14 protein-coding genes and 4 tRNA genes are annotated in these 19,472 nt (G+C 66.7%); 2 read left to right on the top strand and 16 right to left on the bottom strand.

The window, feature by feature from the left end; all coding sequences use genetic code 11:
• Positions 1-99 precede the first annotated feature (99 nt).
• From CAURIS_RS01830 to CAURIS_RS01815, 4 genes are all read right to left on the bottom strand, one after another.
• On the bottom strand, positions 100-4,098 hold the full coding sequence (locus tag CAURIS_RS01830) for a DNA-directed RNA polymerase subunit beta' (RefSeq protein ID WP_290342526.1): 3,999 nt from the start codon (positions 4,096-4,098) through the stop codon (positions 100-102).
• A 108-nt stretch (positions 4,099-4,206) separates the two neighbouring features.
• Positions 4,207-7,704 carry a DNA-directed RNA polymerase subunit beta gene (gene rpoB, locus CAURIS_RS01825; protein ID WP_290342525.1) on the bottom strand — a complete coding sequence of 1,166 codons (3,498 nt, stop codon included), beginning with the start codon at positions 7,702-7,704 and terminating at the stop codon, positions 4,207-4,209.
• A gap of 348 nt (positions 7,705-8,052) precedes the next feature.
• A complete protein-coding gene (gene pgfA / locus CAURIS_RS01820) occupies positions 8,053-9,018 on the bottom strand; it encodes a cell envelope lipid trafficking protein PgfA (protein WP_290342524.1) in 966 nt (321 codons plus the stop codon).
• 61 nt (positions 9,019-9,079) lie between these two features.
• Entirely contained in the window at positions 9,080-10,576 is a 1,497-nt protein-coding gene (locus tag CAURIS_RS01815) for a succinic semialdehyde dehydrogenase (RefSeq protein ID WP_290342523.1), read from the bottom strand.
• A 92-nt stretch (positions 10,577-10,668) separates the two neighbouring features.
• Between CAURIS_RS01815 and CAURIS_RS01810 the strand changes: the two genes are divergently transcribed.
• Entirely contained in the window at positions 10,669-11,460 is a 792-nt protein-coding gene (locus CAURIS_RS01810; protein ID WP_290342522.1) for an SDR family oxidoreductase, read from the top strand.
• Between the two features lie 63 nt (positions 11,461-11,523).
• Here the strand turns inward: CAURIS_RS01810 and rplL are convergent, their stop codons facing one another.
• The 11 genes from rplL to CAURIS_RS01755 all read right to left on the bottom strand — a co-directional run bounded on the left by rplL (position 11,524) and on the right by CAURIS_RS01755 (position 17,408).
• Entirely contained in the window at positions 11,524-11,913 is a 390-nt protein-coding gene (gene rplL / locus CAURIS_RS01805; protein WP_290342521.1) for a 50S ribosomal protein L7/L12, read from the bottom strand.
• A gap of 67 nt (positions 11,914-11,980) precedes the next feature.
• Entirely contained in the window at positions 11,981-12,502 is a 522-nt protein-coding gene (rplJ, locus tag CAURIS_RS01800) for a 50S ribosomal protein L10 (RefSeq protein WP_290342520.1), read from the bottom strand.
• A gap of 366 nt (positions 12,503-12,868) precedes the next feature.
• Positions 12,869-13,579, bottom strand: a complete 711-nt coding sequence (gene rplA, locus CAURIS_RS01795; RefSeq protein WP_290342519.1) for a 50S ribosomal protein L1 — start codon at positions 13,577-13,579, stop codon at positions 12,869-12,871.
• A 77-nt stretch (positions 13,580-13,656) separates the two neighbouring features.
• Complete coding sequence (rplK, locus tag CAURIS_RS01790; RefSeq protein WP_019193905.1) at positions 13,657-14,085, bottom strand: 50S ribosomal protein L11; 429 nt, start codon at positions 14,083-14,085, stop codon at positions 13,657-13,659.
• A 179-nt stretch (positions 14,086-14,264) separates the two neighbouring features.
• Positions 14,265-15,209, bottom strand: coding sequence for a transcription termination/antitermination protein NusG (nusG, locus tag CAURIS_RS01785; protein ID WP_290342518.1), 945 nt, complete (start codon positions 15,207-15,209; stop codon positions 14,265-14,267).
• Positions 15,210-15,349: 140 nt separating this feature from the next.
• Positions 15,350-15,670: a preprotein translocase subunit SecE gene (gene secE, locus CAURIS_RS01780; RefSeq protein ID WP_290342517.1), complete on the bottom strand. Its 321-nt coding sequence runs from the start codon at positions 15,668-15,670 to the stop codon at positions 15,350-15,352.
• A gap of 24 nt (positions 15,671-15,694) precedes the next feature.
• A tRNA-Trp gene (locus tag CAURIS_RS01775) sits at positions 15,695-15,770 on the bottom strand.
• 67 nt (positions 15,771-15,837) lie between these two features.
• Positions 15,838-15,909, bottom strand: a tRNA-Met gene (locus tag CAURIS_RS01770).
• Positions 15,910-15,940: 31 nt separating this feature from the next.
• A tRNA-Thr gene (locus CAURIS_RS01765) sits at positions 15,941-16,013 on the bottom strand.
• 222 nt (positions 16,014-16,235) lie between these two features.
• Positions 16,236-16,317 (bottom strand) — tRNA-Tyr (locus CAURIS_RS01760).
• A gap of 74 nt (positions 16,318-16,391) precedes the next feature.
• Positions 16,392-17,408 carry a polyprenyl synthetase family protein gene (locus CAURIS_RS01755; RefSeq protein WP_290342516.1) on the bottom strand — a complete coding sequence of 339 codons (1,017 nt, stop codon included), beginning with the start codon at positions 17,406-17,408 and terminating at the stop codon, positions 16,392-16,394.
• A 153-nt stretch (positions 17,409-17,561) separates the two neighbouring features.
• Between CAURIS_RS01755 and CAURIS_RS01750 the strand changes: the two genes are divergently transcribed.
• Positions 17,562-18,785 carry a geranylgeranyl reductase family protein gene (locus CAURIS_RS01750; RefSeq protein ID WP_290342515.1) on the top strand — a complete coding sequence of 408 codons (1,224 nt, stop codon included), beginning with the start codon at positions 17,562-17,564 and terminating at the stop codon, positions 18,783-18,785.
• Here the strand turns inward: CAURIS_RS01750 and CAURIS_RS01745 are convergent.
• Positions 18,782-19,471 carry a demethylmenaquinone methyltransferase gene (locus CAURIS_RS01745; protein ID WP_290342514.1) on the bottom strand — a complete coding sequence of 230 codons (690 nt, stop codon included), beginning with the start codon at positions 19,469-19,471 and terminating at the stop codon, positions 18,782-18,784. The genes CAURIS_RS01750 and CAURIS_RS01745 overlap by 4 nt on opposite strands.
• Between the last annotated feature and the right edge of the window lies 1 nt (position 19,472).

Genomic DNA, 19,472 nt, shown 5'->3' with positions numbered 1-19,472 from the left:
TCCCACCACTCATAGCGCCCAACAATAACTGGAAAAAGGGCCTAAACGGGGCAAAAGCCCGGCCCCCAGTGGGGGCCGGGCTAAGGGCGCCGGATTTAGCTACATCTGGTCGAACCCGTACTCGTCCAGCGGCACGGACGCGCCGGTGAACTCACCGTAGCCGTCGTCTCCGTAGATGGAGTCGCCGAAGCTCGGGATCGAGTACGCGGCGGAGCGCGCCGCCTCGGTCGGCTTGACCTGGATGTTGCGGTAGCGCGAGATGCCGGTACCAGCCGGGATGAGCTTACCGATGATCACGTTCTCCTTCAGGCCGATCAGCTTGTCGGAGCGCTTGTTGATCGCGGCGTCGGTAAGCACTCGCGTGGTCTCCTGGAAGGAGGCCGCAGACAGCCAGGACTCCGTTGCCAGCGAGGCCTTGGTGATGCCCATGATCTCCGAGCGCATCTCCGCCGGCTGGCCGTTCTCGGCCACCGCCGCGGCGTTGACCTGGCGCGCCTCGGCGAGGTCGACCAGCGTCCCCGGCAGGAACTCGGTCGTGCCCGAGTCGATGACGGTGCCGCGGCGCAGCATCTGGCGGATGATGATCTCGATGTGCTTGTCGTGAATCGACACACCCTGCGTGCGGTAGACGGCCTGCACCTCGTCGATGAGGTGCTTTTCCACACCGCGGCGGCCGAGGACCTCGAGCACGTCGTGCGGGTCGGCCGCGCCGCGCAGCAGGCGGTCGCCCACGTCAACGTGGTCGCCCTCGCGCAGGGAGCGCTCGATCATGGCGTCCGGGTTGGACTCCATCGGGCGGCGCACCTGGGCCAGGCCCTGGCGCTTCGACAGCTTCTCGTAGACCACGAGGTCCGAGCCGTCGTCCGGGTGGATCGTCAGCGTCCAGAAGTTGCCCTCGTCCTCGAGCGTCACCGTGCCGGCGACAGAGGCGATCGGGGCGCGGTTCTTGGGCACGCGGGCCTCGAACAGCTCCTGCACGCGCGGCAGGCCGCCGGTGATGTCGCCGCCGACACCGCCCTGGTGGAAGGTGCGCATGGTCAGCTGCGTACCGGGCTCACCAATGGACTGGGCCGCGACGATGCCCACGGCCTCGCCGATATCGACCAGCTTGCCGGAGGCCATGGACTTGCCGTAGCACTTCGCGCACACGCCGGTCGCGGTCTGGCACGTCAGCACCGAACGGACCTTGATTTCGGTAACGCCCGCGGCGACGAGGGCGTCGATACGCTCCTCGGTGAGCTCCGTGCCGCCCTCGAGGACGACGTTGCCCTCGGCGTCCTTCGCGTCGGAGGCGAGGACGCGGCCCGACACTGAGGTCTCCACGAGCTCGTCGCGGACCCACGTGCCGCCCGCCTCGGCCGCAACCGGGACCTTGACGCCCTGGTGGGTGCCGCAGTCCTCTTCGCGGACGATGACGTCCTGGGCGACGTCGACAAGGCGGCGGGTGAGGTAGCCGGAGTCAGCGGTGCGCAGAGCGGTGTCGGCGAGGCCCTTGCGGGAGCCGTGGGAGTTGTTGAAGTACTCCATCACCGTCAGGCCCTCGCGGAAGGAGGTCTTGATCGGGCGGGTGATGTACTCACCGCGCGAGTTCACGACCATGCCCTTCATGCCGGCGAGCGTCCAGATCTGGCGCATGTTGCCGGCCGCACCCGACTTCACGATCATCGGGATCGGGTTGTCGTCCGGGTAGAGGTCCTCCACGGCCTGACCCACCTTGTTGGTGGCGTCCTGCCACAGCTCGACCAGGCGGTCGTAGCGGTTCTCCTCCGTCAGGGCGCCCTTCTCCCAGAACTTGCGCTCGATCTCCTCGGCCTCCTTCTCGTACTGCTCGAGGACCTCGGTCTTGTTCGGCAGGACGAGAACGTCGGACATGGAGATGGTCACGCCGGAGCGGGTGGCCCAGTAGAAGCCGGCATCCTTCATCTTGTCCAGGGTCTGGGCGACGGTGATCATCGGGTACTTCTCCACCATCGACTGGATGATGTCGCCGAGCAGCACCTTGCCGGCGCCGCCGCCCTTGCGCACCATCGCGCCTTCCTGGTACGGGAAGTTGAACGGCAGCAGCTCGTTGAACATGATCCGGCCGAGGGTGGTCTCCGCCATCCACGCCTGGCCGCGCTCCCAGCCCTCCGGGAACTGCTCCGCCTCGATCTCGACGGTCGGGCGCAGGTGATCGATCCGCACGCGGATCGGCGCCTGAAGGCCGAGCACGCCCAGGTCGTAGGCCATGATGGCCTCGCGGTAGGAGGAGTACACGCCGGTGGCGGGGCCGTTGTCGTCGGCCGGGGCGTAGGCGCCCTCGCCGCCGATCTCGGTCGAGCCCTTCAGCATGGTCAAGAAGTACAGGCCGGTCACCATGTCCAGGCGCGGCATGGCCAGCGGCTTGCCGGACGCCGGGGACAGGATGTTGTTGGAGGAGAGCATGAGCACGCGGGCCTCCGCCTGCGCCTCGGCGGACAGCGGCAGGTGCACTGCCATCTGGTCGCCGTCGAAGTCGGCGTTGAAGGCCTCACACGCCAGCGGGTGCAGCTGGATGGCCTTGCCCTCGACCAGCTTCGGCTCGAAGGCCTGGATGCCCAGGCGGTGCAGCGTCGGTGCGCGGTTAAGCAGCACCGGGTGCTCGGAGATGGCCTCCTCGAGCACGTCCCACACCTCGGGGCGCTGGCGCTCGACCATGCGCTTGGCGCTCTTGATGTTCTGCGCGTAGTCGTTGTCCACCAGGCGCTTCATCACGAACGGCTTGAACAGCTCCAGTGCCATGAGCTTGGGCAGCCCGCACTCGTGCAGCTGCAGCTGCGGGCCGACGATGATGACGGAGCGGCCGGAGTAGTCGACGCGCTTGCCCAGAAGGTTCTGGCGGAAGCGGCCCTGCTTGCCCTTGAGCAGGTCGGACAGCGACTTCAGCGGGCGGTTGCCCGGGCCGGTGACGGGGCGGCCGCGGCGGCCGTTGTCGAACAGGGCGTCGACGGACTCCTGCAGCATGCGCTTCTCGTTGTTCACGATGATCTCGGGCGCGCCGAGGTCGATCATGCGCTTGAGGCGGTTGTTGCGGTTGATCACGCGGCGGTACAGATCGTTCAGGTCGGAGGTGGCAAAGCGGCCACCGTCGAGCTGGACCATCGGGCGCAGCTCCGGCGGGATCACCGGAATCGCGTCGAGGATCATGCCGGCCGGGTCATTGCCGGAGCGCTGGAACGCGGCGACGACCTTGAGGCGCTTGAGCGCGCGGACCTTCCGCTGCCCCTTGCCCTCGGCGATGATGGAGCGCAGCTCCTCCGCCTCGGTGTCGAGGTCGAAGTTGCGGATCAGCGTCTGGATCGCCTCCGCGCCCATGCCGCCGGTGAAGTAGTCCTCGTAGCGGTCACCGAGCTCCTCGTAGAGGTTTTCGTCGATGACCATCTGCTTCGGGGCGAGCTTGACGAAGGTCTGCCAGATCTCGTCGAGGCGCTCCACCTCTCGCTCCGCCGCCTCGCGGATGTGCGTCATCTCCTTGTCGGCGGCCTGCTGCACCTTCTTGCGGGCGGCAGCCGTGGCGCCCGAGGCCTCGAGCTCTGCGAGGTCCTCCTCGAGCTTCTGCGCGCGCTCGGCGATCTCGGAGTTGGCGTCGCTTTCGACGTCCTTCTTCTCCAGGATCATCTCGGCCTCGAGGGTCGACATGTCGTTGTGGCGCGCTTCCTCGTCAACGCTCGTGATGATGTTGGCGGCGAAGTAAATAATGCGCTCGAGGTCCTTCGGGGCCAGGTCGAGCAGGTAGCCCAGGCGCGAGGGCACGCCCTTGAAGTACCAGATGTGGGTGACCGGCGCGGCGAGCTCGATGTGGCCCATGCGCTCGCGGCGCACCTTGGACTTGGTCACCTCGACGCCGCAGCGCTCGCAGATGATGCCCTTGTAGCGCACGCGCTTGTACTTGCCGCAGGCGCACTCCCAGTCGCGGGTCGGGCCGAAGATGCGCTCGCAGAAGAGGCCGTCCTTCTCCGGCTTGAGGGTGCGGTAGTTGATGGTCTCGGGCTTCTTGACCTCACCGTGGGACCAGCGGCGGATGTCGTCGGCGGTGGCCAGGCCAATGCGAAGCTCGTCGAAGAGGTTTACGTCAAACACGTAAATTCCCTTTCACCTCCCAGTTCGGGAGGATCGATTGTTGTCTAAGTTCTGTGCGGTTCGTCCGGGCGTCGTAAAGCAATTGCTTTTCGACGCCCGCCTGGCCTCTTAGGCAGTATCCGCTGCCGAGCTCTCGTCGCGCGAGAGGTTGATGCCCAGCGAGGAGCCGGCCTGGTCGAAGTCGTCGTCATCGCCCGACAGTTCCATGGGCACGCCGTCGGTGGAGAGGACCTCCACGTTCAGGCAGAGCGACTGCAGCTCCTTGAGCAGCACCTTGAAGGACTCGGGGATACCCGGGTCCGGGATGTTGTCGCCCTTGACAATCGCCTCGTAGACCTTCACGCGGCCGACCACGTCGTCCGACTTGATGGTGAGCAGCTCCTGGAGGGTGTAAGCGGCGCCGTACGCCTGCATCGCCCACACCTCCATCTCGCCGAAGCGCTGGCCGCCGAACTGGGCCTTACCGCCGAGCGGCTGCTGCGTAATCATCGAGTAGGGGCCGGTGGAGCGGGCGTGGATCTTCTCGTCGACCAGGTGGTGCAGCTTGAGCATGTACATGTAGCCCACCGACACCGGGTACTTGAAGGGCTCGCCGGAGCGGCCGTCGAAAAGCCGTGCCTTGCCGTCGCCGTTGACCATGACGTCGCCGTCGCGGTTCGGCTTCGTGTTGGCGAGCAGGCCCGCGATCTCCTCGTTGGTCGCGCCGTCGAACACCGGGGTCGCGGTGAGCGACTCGGCCGGCACGTCGTAGAGGTGCTCCGGCAGAGTCTCCAGCAGCTCCGCGTTGGCCGGGTCGTCCGGGTTGACCGTCCAGCCGGCCTTTGCCAGCCAGCCGAGGTGGACCTCGAGCACCTGGCCGATGTTCATACGGCGCGGCACACCGTGGGTGTTGAGGATGATGTCCACGGGCGTGCCGTCCTCCATGAACGGCATGTCCTCCTGCGGCAGGATCTTGCCCACGACGCCCTTGTTGCCGTGGCGGCCGGCCATCTTGTCGCCGTCCTGGATCTTGCGCTTCTGGGCCACGTAGACGCGGATCATCTCGTTCACGCCCGGGTTCAGGTCGTCGTCGTCCTCGCGGGAGAAGCGGCGCACCGCGATGACCTTGCCGGTCTCGCCGTGCGGCACCTTCAGGGAGGTGTCGCGGACCTCGCGGGCCTTCTCGCCGAAGATGGCGCGCAGCAGGCGCTCCTCCGGGGTGAGCTCGGTCTCGCCCTTCGGGGTGACCTTGCCCACGAGGATGTCGCCGTCGCGCACGTCGGCACCGATGCGGATGATGCCGCGCTCGTCGAGGTCCTTGAGCACGTCCTCGGAGACGTTCGGGATCTCCCGGGTGATCTCCTCGGCGCCGAGCTTGGTGTCGCGGGCGTCGATCTCGTGCTCCTCGATGTGCACGGAGGTGAGGATGTCCTCCTCCACCACGCGCTGGTTGAGGATGATGGCGTCCTCGTAGTTGTGGCCCTCCCACGGCATGAACGCGACCAGGAGGTTGCGCCCGAGCGACATCTCGCCGTTCTTCGTGCCGGGGCCGTCGGCGATGACCTGGCCAGCCTCGACGCGCTCGCCCTGGGAGACGATGGGGACCTGGTTGTAGCAGGTGCCCTGGTTGGTGCGCTCGAAGGTGCGCAGCATGTAGGTGTCCTGGATGCCCTCGTCGTCCATGATGGTGATGAAGTCACCGGTGACGTTGGTGACGGCTCCGGACTTGCGGGTGATCACGGTGTCGCCCGCGTCGTAGGCGGCGCGCTGCTCCATGCCGGTGGCCACGTAGGGGGCCTCCGAGCGCAGCAGCGGCACGGCCTGCTTCTGCATGTTCGCGCCCATGAGCGCGCGGTTCGCGTCGTCGTGCTCGAGGAAGGGGATCATCGCGGTGGCCACGGAGACCATCTGGCGCGGGGAGATGTCCAGGTAATCCACGCCCTGCGGGCCGACGACGCCGATGTCGCCGTCCTTGAGGCGGACCTCGATGCGCTCGGCGATGAGCTCGCGCTCGGCGTTCATCGGGGTGGCCGCCTGCGCGATGGCGTAGCGGTCCTCCTCGTCGGCGGTGAGGTAGTCGATCTGGTCGGTGAGCCGGCCGTCCTCGACCTTCTGGTAGGGCGTCTCGATGAAACCGAAGGCGTTGACGCGCGCGTAGGAGGCGAGCGCGCCAATCAGGCCGATGTTCGGGCCTTCCGGCGTCTCAATCGGGCACATGCGGCCGTAGTGCGAGGGGTGCACGTCGCGCACCTCGATGCCGGCGCGCTCGCGCGACAGGCCGCCCGGACCCAGCGCCGACAGGCGGCGCTTGTGGGTCAGGCCGGACAGCGAGTTGTTCTGGTCCATGAACTGAGACAGCTGGGAGGTGCCGAAGAACTCGCGGATGGCGGCCGAGACCGGGCGCACGTTGATCAGCGAGGTCGGGGTGATGGATTCGGCGTCTTGCGTGGTCATGCGCTCGCGGACGACGCGCTCCATGCGCGACAGGCCGACGCGGACCTGGTTCTGGATCAGCTCACCGACGGTGCGCAGGCGGCGGTTGCCGAAGTGGTCGATGTCGTCGGTGTTGATCCGCACGACGGCGCCGTTCGGGGAGGTCATCTCGGTCTCGCCCGCGTGCAGGCGCACGAGGTACTCGAGGGTGGTGGCGATGTCCTCTTCGGTCAGCGTCATCAGACCGTCGTGGTCGCCGCCGAGGCCCAGCTTGCGGTTGACCTTGTAGCGGCCCACGCGGGCGAGGTCGTAGCGCTTCGCGCGGAAGAAGGCGTTTTCCAGCAGGGACTGCGCGAGGTCGCGCGTCGGCTGCTCGCCCGGGCGCTGCTTGCGGTAGATCTCCAGCAGCGCCTCGTCGGTGTTGGCCACGCCGTCGGACTCGAGCGTGGACATCATGATCTCGGAGAAGCCGAAGCGCTCCGTGATCTGCTCCGCGGTCCACCCCAGAGCCTTCAGCAGGACGGTGACCGGCTGGCGGCGCTTGCGGTCGATGCGCACGCCGACGGTGTCGCGCTTGTCGACGTCAAACTCCAGCCACGCACCACGCGAGGGGATCACCTTCACGGAGTGCAGCGGGCGTTCGGTGGACTTATCGATGGTCTCGTCGAAGTACACACCCGGCGAGCGCACGAGCTGCGAGACCACGACGCGCTCCGTGCCGTTGACGATGAACGTACCCTTGTCCGTCATCAGCGGGAAGTCACCGATAAAGACGGTCTGGGACTTGATCTCCTGGGTGTCGTTGTTAATGAACTCCGCCGTCACGTAGAGCGGCGCGGAGTAGTTGATGTCCTTGTCTTTGCACTCGTCGATGGTGTACTTGACGTCCTCGAAGCGCGGCTCGGACAGAGACAGGCTCATGTTGCCCGAGTAGTCCTGGATCGGGGAGAGCTCCTCGAGGATATCCTCCAGGCCGCTGGTGACGCGGACGCCCTCGCCGCGCGCGGCCTGCTCGCGCTCACGCCACTCCGGCGTGCCCACGAGCCAAGCGAAAGATTCACGCTGAACATCAAGAAGCCCCGGAACCGTGATCGGCTCAGAGATCTTCGCAAAGGAGTAACGCTGCGGAGCTCCGGGGGTAGTGGCCATTGACATGGTCTGGTGGGAGACTGCCAAGTTGGGTCCTTCCAGCACCTCACGCGGGTCCGCCGAAACTGCTCTGGCATACAGCCTCGCCGGAAAACCGCTGGATAAGTTAGCATTCGGTCTGCTGTGGAAGATCCGCCCCCAAAATGCACAAAGTCACCTTGTCAAATACGGTTGTAAGCACGAGGCGAGCACCGTAGTAACAAGGTTTCTCAACCAAACTGGAGACGGCTTCCAGCGCAACAACCTAGCTTATACAAAAGCCCGCGCATTGTAAAGCCTTCTCTCCCGGGGCTTCGCACCACCCCCCGTGGTGCCTCGGTCTGAGTCCGCGAGACCCGCCCGCCGTCGTGGGCCGGTTACTCGCCTGCGGGGAACTCTACCACCGCGGCGGGCTTAATCCGCAACTTCCCCCTCCTCGCGCTGCGCACGCTTTTCCGAACGCACGGCCAAGCCCAGCCACACCAGCCCCGCCACCGCGAGCACCGCGCCGACAACGATCACCGCGATCGTGATCGCCCACGACTGGCGCTGGGAAAATACGGTATCGAGCTGTCCGGCCATCGCCTCGACCCGCTCGGGCGCCATCCGGGCGTCGTAGGAGAGACCATCCTCCAGCCGCTCGCCGGCAGCATCCGCGTAGTAGTTGTCCACCTTCTCGTCCATACCCACGACGAAGCCGGAGATCTGGTCCACGCTGATGCGCCGCGACGCAGAGTGGAAAAGGAACGCCCTGACGGGCTCCTCCCCCTCCTCCACGATGGTCTTGGTGTTGCGCGGGTCCGCGTAGGACTCGGCGAGGTTCGTCGGGGAGACGGTCTGCTCGAACACGTAGACCGTGCGCCCAGCGATCTCCTCCTCGCCCACGTATTCAGCGGGGACGTTCGCGCGCAAGGCCGGGTCGAACACGTCGTACGCGCCCTTGACCAGATCCGCCGGGAACTTCAACCAGTTGCCCGAGGCCTCGACCTCGGTCGACGGCAGCCCCATGACCGAGCGCAGGGACTTCTCCCCCTCCGGCTCGCCGGTGATGCGGTTCAAGGTGTAGGACCAGGTTTCGGCCGAAACGAGGTTGTCGAAGTCGGCCTCATCCTCCCCGGCCCGCACGGTGTCCCCCACGCGGATGCCCACCGTTTCCTCGTCGGCCGGCCCCTGAATCTCCATGTGCAGCTGCCGCGTCACCGGGACCGTCTCTTCACCGTAACGGCCCTGCGGATCCTCCATGGTCCACGTCGTCTCCTCAAGGTCGAGCGGCAGGCGCCCGTCCCCCAGGAGGAAGCGAGGCGCGACGCCCGCGCCGACCATGAGGGCAACCCCCACGCCGACGAGGAAAATCGGGATAATACGCAACCGAAACAGCATGAACGCCCATTGTATAGGACTACGAAAACCAGCGGGCGCGGGCCGCGCCCGAGCCGCGCCCCTAGCGCAGGATGTCGCGGCCGAGCTTAAGTGCCGTCGCCATCGTCGACGCCCACGTGGGGCGCGGCACGACGTTGTCCATCAGCGTGATCAGGCGGGTCTGCGTGACGTTGCGCTGCTCGGTGTACTTCGTCAGCCCGCCGTCGCCGTGACGCCTGCCCACGCCCGACTTCTTCCAGCCGCCCATGGGGGCGTCGATAGCCGACCACGCGGGCGCGTAGCCCTCGTTGATGTTCACGGTCCCCGTCTCGAGCTGCGCGGCGATCCGGCGCCCGGTCTTCGGGTGCGCCCATACCGAGGCGTTCAAGCCGTACTCGGTGTCGTTGGCACGCGCGATGGCCTCCTCGTCGGAGTCGACGACCTCGATGTAGACCACCGGGCCAAACACCTCCGAGCGGTAGAGCTCCGCCTCGGCCGGGACGTCCGTCAGCACCGTCGGGGCGAAGAAGGCCTCGCCGAGCTCCGGCAGCCGCCGCCCCCCGGTGAGCACCGTCGCGCCTTTGTCCACCGCGTCGTTGACGAAGCGCTCCACAGCGTCCGCGTGCTCCACCGAGATGAGGCTGCCCATGTCGATGTCCCAGTCGTGGCCGGCCCCCACCCGCAGCCCCTGCACCTTGGACACGAAGGCGGGGATGAACTCGTCGGCCACATCGCGGTGCACGTAGAGCCGCTCGATGGAGATGCACAACTGGCCGGAGTTGCCGAAACAGGCGATCCACGCGCCGTCGACGGTGCGCTTCACGTCCGCGTCGTGCGCGACAATCATGGCGTTCTTGCCGCCCAGCTCCATCGAGTAATCGATGAGCCGCGCCGCGGCCTGCTGGGCGAGCTTCTCCCCCGTCGCCGTCGAGCCGGTGAACATGAGGTAGTCGCACTCCTCGACGATCGCCTGGCCGACCTCCGAGCCGCGGCCCGGGACCACCTGGAACACGTCGCGCGGCAGGCCCGCCCGCTCAAGCAGCTCCAGGCCGGCCAGGGCGGACAACGGGGTCTGGGAGTCCGGCTTGAGCACCACGGCGTTGCCCGCGAAAATCGCGGCGAGAGCGTCGCACACGGACAAGGACAGCGGGTAGTTGAAGGGGGCGATCATGCCCACCACGCCCTTCGGGGCGCGCTGCTCCCAGGTGCTGGTCAATAGCGGAACCACGGGCTTGCGCCGACGCGGCTTCAGCAGCTTCGCCCCCTTGTAGCCGTAGTGGCGGGAGGTCAAGGCGACATCGAGAAGCTCCTCGAGTGCCGATAGCCTGCTTTTGCCGTTCTCGTCCTGGATCGTGTCCATCAGCTTCTCGCGGTTATCCAGCACGAGGTTGTGGAAGCGCAGAAAGATTTTGCGCCGCTGCCGGAAGCTGGTCTGCGCCCAGCGCTTCTGCGCCAGGCGGGCGCGCTCGAAGGCCTCCTGGGTATCCTCCTTGGTGTGCTCAGGCACAGTGGCGATGACCTCTCCGGTTGCCGGGTTGGTGATCTCGGTCGTGGCTTGCTCGCGAAGCGCGTGAGTCATTGGTTCTTCCTCTCCCACTGACGAAACTGCGTGAAGAAACTTTTGGCCACGATCCTATACCTGTGACGCCGCCAACATCTAGAGTACGTCTCATGGTTCAGTCACAGAAACCCAGGAAGGCGCTGTTCGTGTCGGGCGGCGCCACCGGCATCGGGAAAGAAACCGCCAAAAAAATGCTCGCGCGCGGGTGGGTTGTCGGGTGCTACGACATCGTCGACGTCGACTGGGGCGCGGAGGTGGAAGACCTGCCGGGCACCCTCGTCACCGGGCACCTCGACGTGCGCTCGTGGGAGGACTGGGAGGCGGCGCTCGCGGACTTCACCGCACACACCGGCGGCAGGCTCCACGCCTTTTTCAACAACGCCGGCGTGATCGTCGACGGGCCGCTGCACACCCAGGACCCGGACAAAATCCAGTGGCTCGTGGACATCAACGCCGTCGGCGCCACCTACGGGGCCAGAGCCTGCCACCCCTACCTCAAGCGCACACGCGGCGCCGTCATGGTCTCCATGTGCTCGGCGTCCGCGTTCTTCGGCCAGCCCGACGTGTCCACGTACTCCGCCTCGAAGTTTTACGTCAAAGGCCTCACCGAGGCGCTCGCCATCGAGTGGGCGAAGGACAAAATCCGGGTGCACGACCTCATGCCGCTGTGGGCCAAGTCGAAGATTTCGGACGTCAGCGCCCGCTCCATCACCACCCTCGGCGTCCGTCTCGTGCCGGAAGACATCGCCAAGAAGGCGGAAAAGGTCTTCACCACAAAGAACCCGTACAGCAAAAAGAAAATGCACCACACCGTCAGCGTCCCCGACACGGTGCTCAAGGTGCTCTCCGATTTCGGCCCCGACATCGCGAAACGCTACGTGAACAAGTTCCTCGTGGGGTAGGGCGTCGAAAAGCAAAAAGCTCCCCACACCGTGCGGTGCGGGGAGCTGGGGGGGGGGACGCGATTACTTGAGGGTAACCTGCGCGCCGGCCTCCTCGAGCTTGGTCTTGGCGGCCTCGGCGTCCTCCTTGTTGGCGCCCTCGAGGATCGCCTTCGGAGCGCTCTCCACCATCTCCTTGGCGTCCTTCAGGCCGAGACCCGGAACGAGCTCGCGGACGACCTTGATCACGCCGATCTTCTTGTCGCCGGCGGACTCGAGAACGACGTCGAACTCGTCCTTCTCCTCCTCAGCAGCGGCCTCGCCGCCAGCCGGGGCACCGGCAGCAGCGACAGCAACCGGAGCGGCGGCGGTGACGTCGAAGACCTCCTCGAACTCCTTCAGGAACTCGGAGAGCTCGATGAGGGTCATTTCCTTGAACTGCTCAATGAGCTCGTCCTTGGACAGCTTAGCCATTGTGGCTTCCTTTCTTTCGCGGGCCCAACCGGGGCCCAAGTGTGTGGGGGATTACGTTGTTCGCGCTTTACGCGGCTTCGTCCTGCTTGTCCTGCAGCGCAGCGACAAGGCGGGCGGTCTTGGATGCTGGAGCCTGGAACAGGCCAGCAGCCTTTGCCAAGGAACCCTGGAAAGCACCGGCGATCTTCGCAAGGGTGGTCTCGCGGTTATCCATCTCGGCGATGGCGTCAACCTGGGAGGCGTCCAGGACGCTGCCGTCCATGTAGCCGCCCTTGATCACGAACGCGTCGTGGTCCTTGTTGAACTTCTTCATCACCTTCGCGGCGTCCACGGCCTCGCCCTTGATGAAGGCGATAGCGGTGGGTCCGGTCAGGAGATCGTCGAGACCCTCAATGCCGTTCTCGTTCGCGGCGATCTTGACGAGGGTGTTCTTGGCGACGTGGTATTCGACATCAAAGCCCAGCTCACCGCGCAGCTCCTGCAGCTGACCAACGGTCAGGCCACGGTACTCGGTGAGAACAACGGAGCTCGCGTCCTTGAACTTGCCCTTCAGGGCCTCAAGCTCCGCAATGTTCTTCGGGTTAGCCATTACACACGCCTCCTTCCAATCCAATAACGTCATGTCCTTCAATCCGCCGGGGCGCCCGCCGCAAAAGCAAAAGCGCCCCGTGCAGAAAGCACGAGGCACCACAACTTTAGGTGAGCCACGTTCCTCCTGCGTAGGCCGTTCCCTGGAGTGGGACACCTTCGGCCCTGCAAGCAGGGCGACCGACGGTCTTCGGTGAAACTTGAGCTCGGGGCGCGAGGCTTTCGCCCGCCCCCGTTCAAACTTCGTGTGCAGAGTTTAGCCGCACCGGCGGGGAACTCAAAATCGCGGCCGGCGGGGCGTGGCAGAGACGCGAAAACCCCCAGAGCACGCGCCGCGAAGCGCGAGCCGGGGGCGAACCGCGGCAGGCTACGCCTTCGTGGCGTAGGCCTTCTGCACGTTCGGGTCGACCGGGACGCCCGGGCCCTGGGTGGCGGAGACGGAGATCTTCTTCAGGTAGACGCCCTTCGCGGAGGAGGGCTTGAGGCGCAGGACTTCGTCGAGAAGCGCGCCGTAGTTCTCGGCAAGCTGCTCGGCGCTGAAGGAGGCCTTGCCGATCAGCGCGTGCAGGTTCGCGGCCTTATCCACGCGGAAGGAGATCTTGCCGCCCTTGACGTCCTGGATCGCCTTGGCGACGTCCGGGGTGACCGTGCCGGTCTTCGGGTTCGGCATGAGGCCGCGCGGGCCGAGGACGCGGGCGACGCGGCCCACCTTGGCCATCTGGTCCGGCGTCGCGATGGCGACATCGAAGTCGAGCTGGCCGTTGTTGATCTGTTCGATGAGCACGTCGGTGCCGACGATCTCAGCGCCGGCCTCCTCGGCCTGGGTGGCCTTCTCGCCCTCGGCGAAGACGGCGACACGGACCGACTTACCCGTGCCGTTGGGCAGGGAGACGGTGCCGCGGACCAGCTGGTCGGCCTTGCGGGGGTCGACGGAGAGGCGGATGGCGACGTCGATGGTGGCGTCGTACTTGTCGGAGGAGGTCTCCTTCGCCAGCGCGACGGCGTCGAGCGGGTGGTAGAGCGCGTTGCGGTCGACCTTGGCCGCCATCTCCTCGTAGCGCTTGGACTTCTTAGCCATGTTGTGTTCCTTTCCCGTCTTGTGCAGACGGCGGGAGTTGTGGTGCGGGCCTGGCCGGCCCTGCCACAGGGGTGTTTTTACTTGGTCACGTCGATGCCCATGGAGCGGGCGGTGCCGGCGATGATCGCGGCGCCGGCCTCGATGTCGCGGGCGTTGAGGTCAGCCTTCTTGGTCTCGGCGATCTCCTTGCACTGCTCCCAGGTGACGGTGCCGACCTTCTGGGTGTGCGGCACGCCGGAGCCCTTCTGCAGGCCGGCCGCCTTGAGCAGCAGCTTCGCGGCCGGCGGGGACTTCAGGATGAAGTCGAAGGAGCGGTCCTCGTAGACGGTGATCTCGACCGGGATGATGTTGCCGCGCATGGATTCGGTGGCGGCGTTGTACGCCTTGGTGAACTCGACGATGTTGACGCCGTGGGCACCCAGGGCCGGACCGACCGGCGGGGCCGGGTTTGCCATGCCGGCCTCGATCTGCAGCTTGATCAGGCCGGTGACCTTCTTCTTTGCCATCGGATTACCTCAATTCCTTGGTACGGCCCACGGCCACGATGCACTGCCGGGGCTGCCGGATGCCCTGCCGCGGCAAAGCGCGGCGCAGGCCACCGGGGATGAACGGATTACAATGGCGTGCCCGCCGGGCGGGCACACGCGTTTGTCCACTCTAGGGCGTACGCAGGAAAAGAAGCAAACTAGATGATGCGCTCGATCTGGTCCGCGGTGAGCTCCACCGGGGTCTCGCGGCCGAAGATGGACACGAGAGCCTGGATCTTCCCGGTAGCCGGGTCGATCTCCGAGATGGTCGCGGACACGGAGGCGAGCGCGCCGGAGAGGATGGTGACGGCCTCGCCGACCTTGTAGTCGTGCGCCGGAACCGGTGCGACCTCCTCCTCCGGCATGGCCACCACCGTTTCGCCCTCGGCGTTGGCCACGCTGGGCTGCCCCTCCGCGGGGGTCTCCTTCGGCATCAGGAACTTGGCCACGTCGCGGTGCTTCACCGGGGTGGCGTTGCCCTCGTTGCCCACGAACGAGGTCACGCCCGGGGTTTCGCGGACGACCGACCAGGCGGCGTCGTTCATGTCCATGCGCACGAGCACGTAGCCGGGCAGAAGCTTGCGCTTCACCAGCTTGCGCTTGCCGTCCTTGAGCTCGATCGCCTGCTCGATGGGGACGACGACGTCGAAGATGGAGTCCTCCACCTCGAGGGTCTGGATGCGCATGTCCAGGTTCGTCTTCACCTTGTTTTCGTAGCCCGAGTAGGACTGGATGATGTACCACTCGCCCGGCAGCTTCTTCAGCTCGCGGGTGTATTCGCGCAGGCGGCGCCGGTACTCGCTGTCCTCGCTCTCCGCGGGCTCGCCACCGAGGGCCTGCTCCGCCTCCGCTACAGACACGTCGCCGGGCTCAGCGGGCTCGACGGGCGCGCCTTCGGAAACCATCTCCTGCTCCGCCTCACCGGCGGGCTCGGCAGCTCCCTCGGCCTCCTCAGACTCCTCGGAATCCTCTGAATCCTCGGCCTCCTCCGCTTCCTTGGCCTCCGGGTCGGTCTCCGGCTGGACTGGTGCACCCTCGCCGACCATTTCGGTTTCGTTGTTCTCGACCTTGGTGTTCTCGGCCTTGGTGGTGTCTTCAGCCATTGCTACTCCCCATTGCTAATCCTCGGTGTGTTCCTGAATGTGGCCCCAGCCTACCGACTGCCTCGCGGGGCGGGGGCAAAAAGTATCCCGCCCTCCCCGGGAGCGGGGCGGCGGGATGAACGTGCGGTTAAAAAGTATAGCTAACGGACGAAGGCTTGCTCAACTACCCAGCTCGTGGCCCAGTCCACGGACCACACGAGCGCGGTAAGGACAATGAGGAAGGCGAACACGATGAGCGTGTAGCTCACCATCTGGCTCCCGGTGGGCCAGATGACCTTACGCATCTCGCCGGCAACCTCGGCGGGGAACTTGGTCACGCCGCCGCCGGGGGAATCCTCCCCCTCGGGCTCGCGGCGCTCGGTGCGCTTGTCCTCGTAGGACTGCGCGGAAACAGGAGAGGCGCCGTGAAGCTGGCGCTTGCCGGTGGGCCGCGCCGCGTTCTGTGCGTTGGGGTCTGTCACAGCTCTCCTCGTTGCTTAACGTCGTGGCAGGGGCGACAGGACTCGAACCTGCAACCTACGGTTTTGGAGACCGTTGCGCTACCAATTGCGCCACGCCCCTCGGGTACTGCCTTCACAACAGTACGCCAACCCTACCACGGGCGCCGAGGCGCCCCGGTTTAGGTGAGTAGCGATGGAGAGAATTGAACTCTCGACACAGCGATTATGAGTCGCTTGCTCTACCACTGAGCTACACCGCCCTGCGTTCACCGCCGGGGCGGCAAACAACAGAGCCCCCTATCAGAATCGAACTGATGACCTTTTCCTTACCATGGAAACGCTCTGCCGACTGAGCTAAGGGGGCACAGCCTCTGTGTTGTGGGACCCACTCTCGCGCGACCCGCTCCGTTGAAGCCTTGAAAAGATTAACCCACGGTCTTTGCACTTAACAAATCGGCTGCTCAGTAGCCTTTTTCGGCCGCTTTTCGACGCTCCCCAGCCACGCGCCTCAGGCACGGGCGCCTCCTGCGGAACCCCCACCAACGCGAAAACCCGCCACCGTGTTGGTGACGGGTTCTCGCTACCGTGCCAGGTAGAAGATTCGAACTTCTGAAGGCAATGCCGGCGGATTTACAGTCCGCTCCCTTTGGCCGCTCGGGCAACCTGGCGAGCACTCAAGGTGCGCTAAACACCTTACAACACACCGCGCGGTACGCAACAAATCGCCAGCTCAACGCGCCGATTAGCCGACGCGCTCGACGGTGTAGCGGCACAGGCGGCGCAGCGCTTCGTTTGCCGGGATGCCGGGCAGGGCGTCGAGGTGCTGCTCGGCGAGGGACAGGTACCTGTGGACGTCGTCAAGCGCGTGCTCCCTGCCCTTCGTGAGGCCGATGAGCTCGAGCGCGCGGGCGACGTCCTCGTCGCGGCTCAAGGGGCCGGTGAGCAGGCCGCGCAGCTCCTCGCCCGCCGGGGAGTCCTCGCGCAACGCGTAGAGGACGGGCAGCGTGAACACGCCCTCGCGCAGGTCCGTGCCCGGCACCTTGCCGGACTCCGCGGTGGTGGAGAAAATGTCGATGATGTCGTCGACGATCTGGAAGACCATGCCGATCGCCCCGCCGATGGCCTCGCAGCGGCGCACGATGGCCTCGTCCGCCCCGCTCAGGCGCGCCCCGAGGTAGCCGGCGGAGGCGATGAGCACCCCCGTTTTTTCCTCGATGACCTTCAGGTAGTGCTCCACCGGGTCGGTGCCGCGCGGCCCGACGGTCTCCCGCATCTGGCCCGTGACCAGCTGGGCGAAGGTGTCGGCGAAGTGGCGCACGGTCTCCGTGTCAATCTCGCTCATGACGCGCGAGGCGTGCGCGAAGAGGATGTCGCCGGCCAAAATGGCCACTGTGTTGCCCCAACGGTGGTTGGCGGAGTCGACGCCGCGGCGCTTGTCGGCCTCATCCATCACGTCGTCGTGGTAGAGGGTGGCCAGGTGGACCATCTCCGTGATCACCGCGCCCTTGACCACGTTGGCGTCTCCCGGCTGCGGGCCGAACTCGCTGCACAGCAGCGCCACGAGGGGACGGAAGCGCTTCCCCCCGGCCTTGACGAGGTGGGTGACCTTGTCGGCGATGAACTCCTCTCCCGCGGAAAGCCGCGCGAGAAGTTCCGCCTCGACTGTGCCCATCCCCTCGGCGATACGGCTGTTCAGCTCGGCGTCGCCGAGGTCCAGGGCGAAATCGCCGGAGGCGGACGGTGGAGTGCCGTTGGTCATCGATGATGTCCTTGCAGGTTGAGTGTCCTTCCCGAGGCAGGCTCGCGCCAGGAAGGGCGAACGATTTTCGCACTTTACCGTAGCCCACCAGCGCGCGCCCGTTATGCAGCGGGTGGCCATTGCCGCCGCGCCCGTGTGCCACAATAGATCACCGTGAACAGCAGCTGGGATGTTGTCGTCGTGGGCGCCGGCCCCGCGGGTTCGGCGGCGGCGCTCGCCGCCCAGAGGAAGGGCCTTGCAACGCTGCTTCTCGACGCCCAGCCGGCGCACCGCGACAAAACCTGCGGCGACGGCCTCACCCCGCGCGCCCTGCGCGCCCTGCGCCTGCTCGGTCTCGAGCACGTCTTGCCGCGCTACCGCAACAGGGGCCTGAAGCTGCACGGCTACGGCGGCTCCGTCACCGCGCCCTGGCCCGCCGGGGCCTTCGGCGACGAGGGCTCGGCGATGGCGCGCACCCGCCTCGACCAGGCGCTCGCCGATGAGGCCGAGAAGGCCGGCGCGACGGTGTGGCGCGAGTGCCCCGCCACCGCCGCCGCATTCGGCCCCCGGGGCATTCGCACCGTCTCTACCGCCCGCGGAGAGATCGGCGCCCGGTGGGTGATCGTCGCCGACGGGGTGCGCTCCCCCTTTGGCAAGCAGCTCGGGCGCACCTGGCACCGCGGCGAGGTCTACGGCATCGCCGCGCGCTCCTACTGCGCTTCGCCTTTCGCCGACGAGCCGTGGATGCACTCGCACGTGGAGCTTCGCGACTCCACCGGCGCCCTCCAGCCCGGATACGGCTGGATCTTCCCCCTCGGCGGCGAGCAGCAGGCGGTGAACCTGGGTTGCGGGGCGCTTTCCACCGCGGCGCGGCCTGCCCGGGTGAACACCAAGAAGCTGCTCAGCCAGTACGCCGCGCAGCAGCGCCAGCGCTGGGGTCTCGGGCCCGAGCGTGAAGTCGCCAGCGCCCTTTTGCCCATGGGCGGTGCGGTCTCCAACGTCGCCGGGCCGAACTGGGCGCTGATCGGCGACGCCGCCGCGTGCGTCAACCCCCTCAACGGCGAGGGGATCGACTACGGCCTCGAGACCGCCGTGGCGGCAGTCGAGCTCATCGCGGCGGGCGGCGACCTCACGCTCGCCTGGCCGGACGCGCTGCGGCAACGCTACGGCGAAGCCTTCGCGCTCGCCCGTACCGCGGCGCGGCTGCTCACCTACCCGCAGTTTTTGCCGCTCGCCGGCCCGGTGGCGCTGCGCGGGCCCATCGGCGCACTGCTCATGCCCGCCGCCGCGCGGCTGATGGGCAACCTTATTACCGGGGAGGACCGCGACCTACTTGCCCGCGCGTGGCGGCGCGCCGCGCGCCTCGCCCCGGCCGGCGCCCCCCTGTGGGACGCCTAGCCCTCCTTGACGGCGCTGTGCAGCGCCACGACGCCGAGGGTGAGGTCCTGCCAGCCGGCGTCGGACCAGCCATTGCGGTTGAGCGCGGCGGCGAGCTCCTCCTGGCCGGGCCAGGCGCTGATGGATTCCGCGAGGTATTCGTAGGCCTCCGGGTTAGAGGAAAAAGCGCGGGCCAGAAGCGGCAGGGCGCGCGGCAGGTATTCCTTATACACGGTGCGGAAAACCGGAACGACGGGGGTGGAGAACTCGTTGACGAGCAGCCTGCCGCCCGGCTTGGTCACGCGCGCCATTTCGCGCAACCCGGCCTCGAAGTCGTGGACGTTGCGCAGGCCGTAGGAGATGGTCACGGCGTCGAAGCTCGCGTCGGCGAAGGGCAGGTGCATGGCGTCGCCGACGACCTTGGGGACGTTCCGCCTCGCCCCCGCGGCGAGCATGCCCTGGGAGAAATCGCAGGCCACGACCCACGCCCCGGACTTGGCCAGCTCAACGGTGGACACGGCTGTGCCCGCGGCGAGGTCGAGCACTTTTTCCCCGGGCCGCAGCGCGAGGCGCTCGCGGGCGCGGCGGCGCCAGTACGCGTCCAGGCCGAAGGACAGGACCGTGTTGGTGATGTCGTATCGGCTGCCCACCGCGTCGAACATGCGCGCCACGTCGAAGGGCTTTTTCTCCAGGTCTGCCTTGGCCATG

This window comes from Corynebacterium auris, from assembly GCF_030408575.1.
Classification (GTDB): Bacteria; Actinomycetota; Actinomycetes; order Mycobacteriales; family Mycobacteriaceae; genus Corynebacterium; species Corynebacterium auris.
Note: the sequence above shows the minus strand (reverse complement) of the source record. Positions and strands in the feature narration are given on the sequence as shown.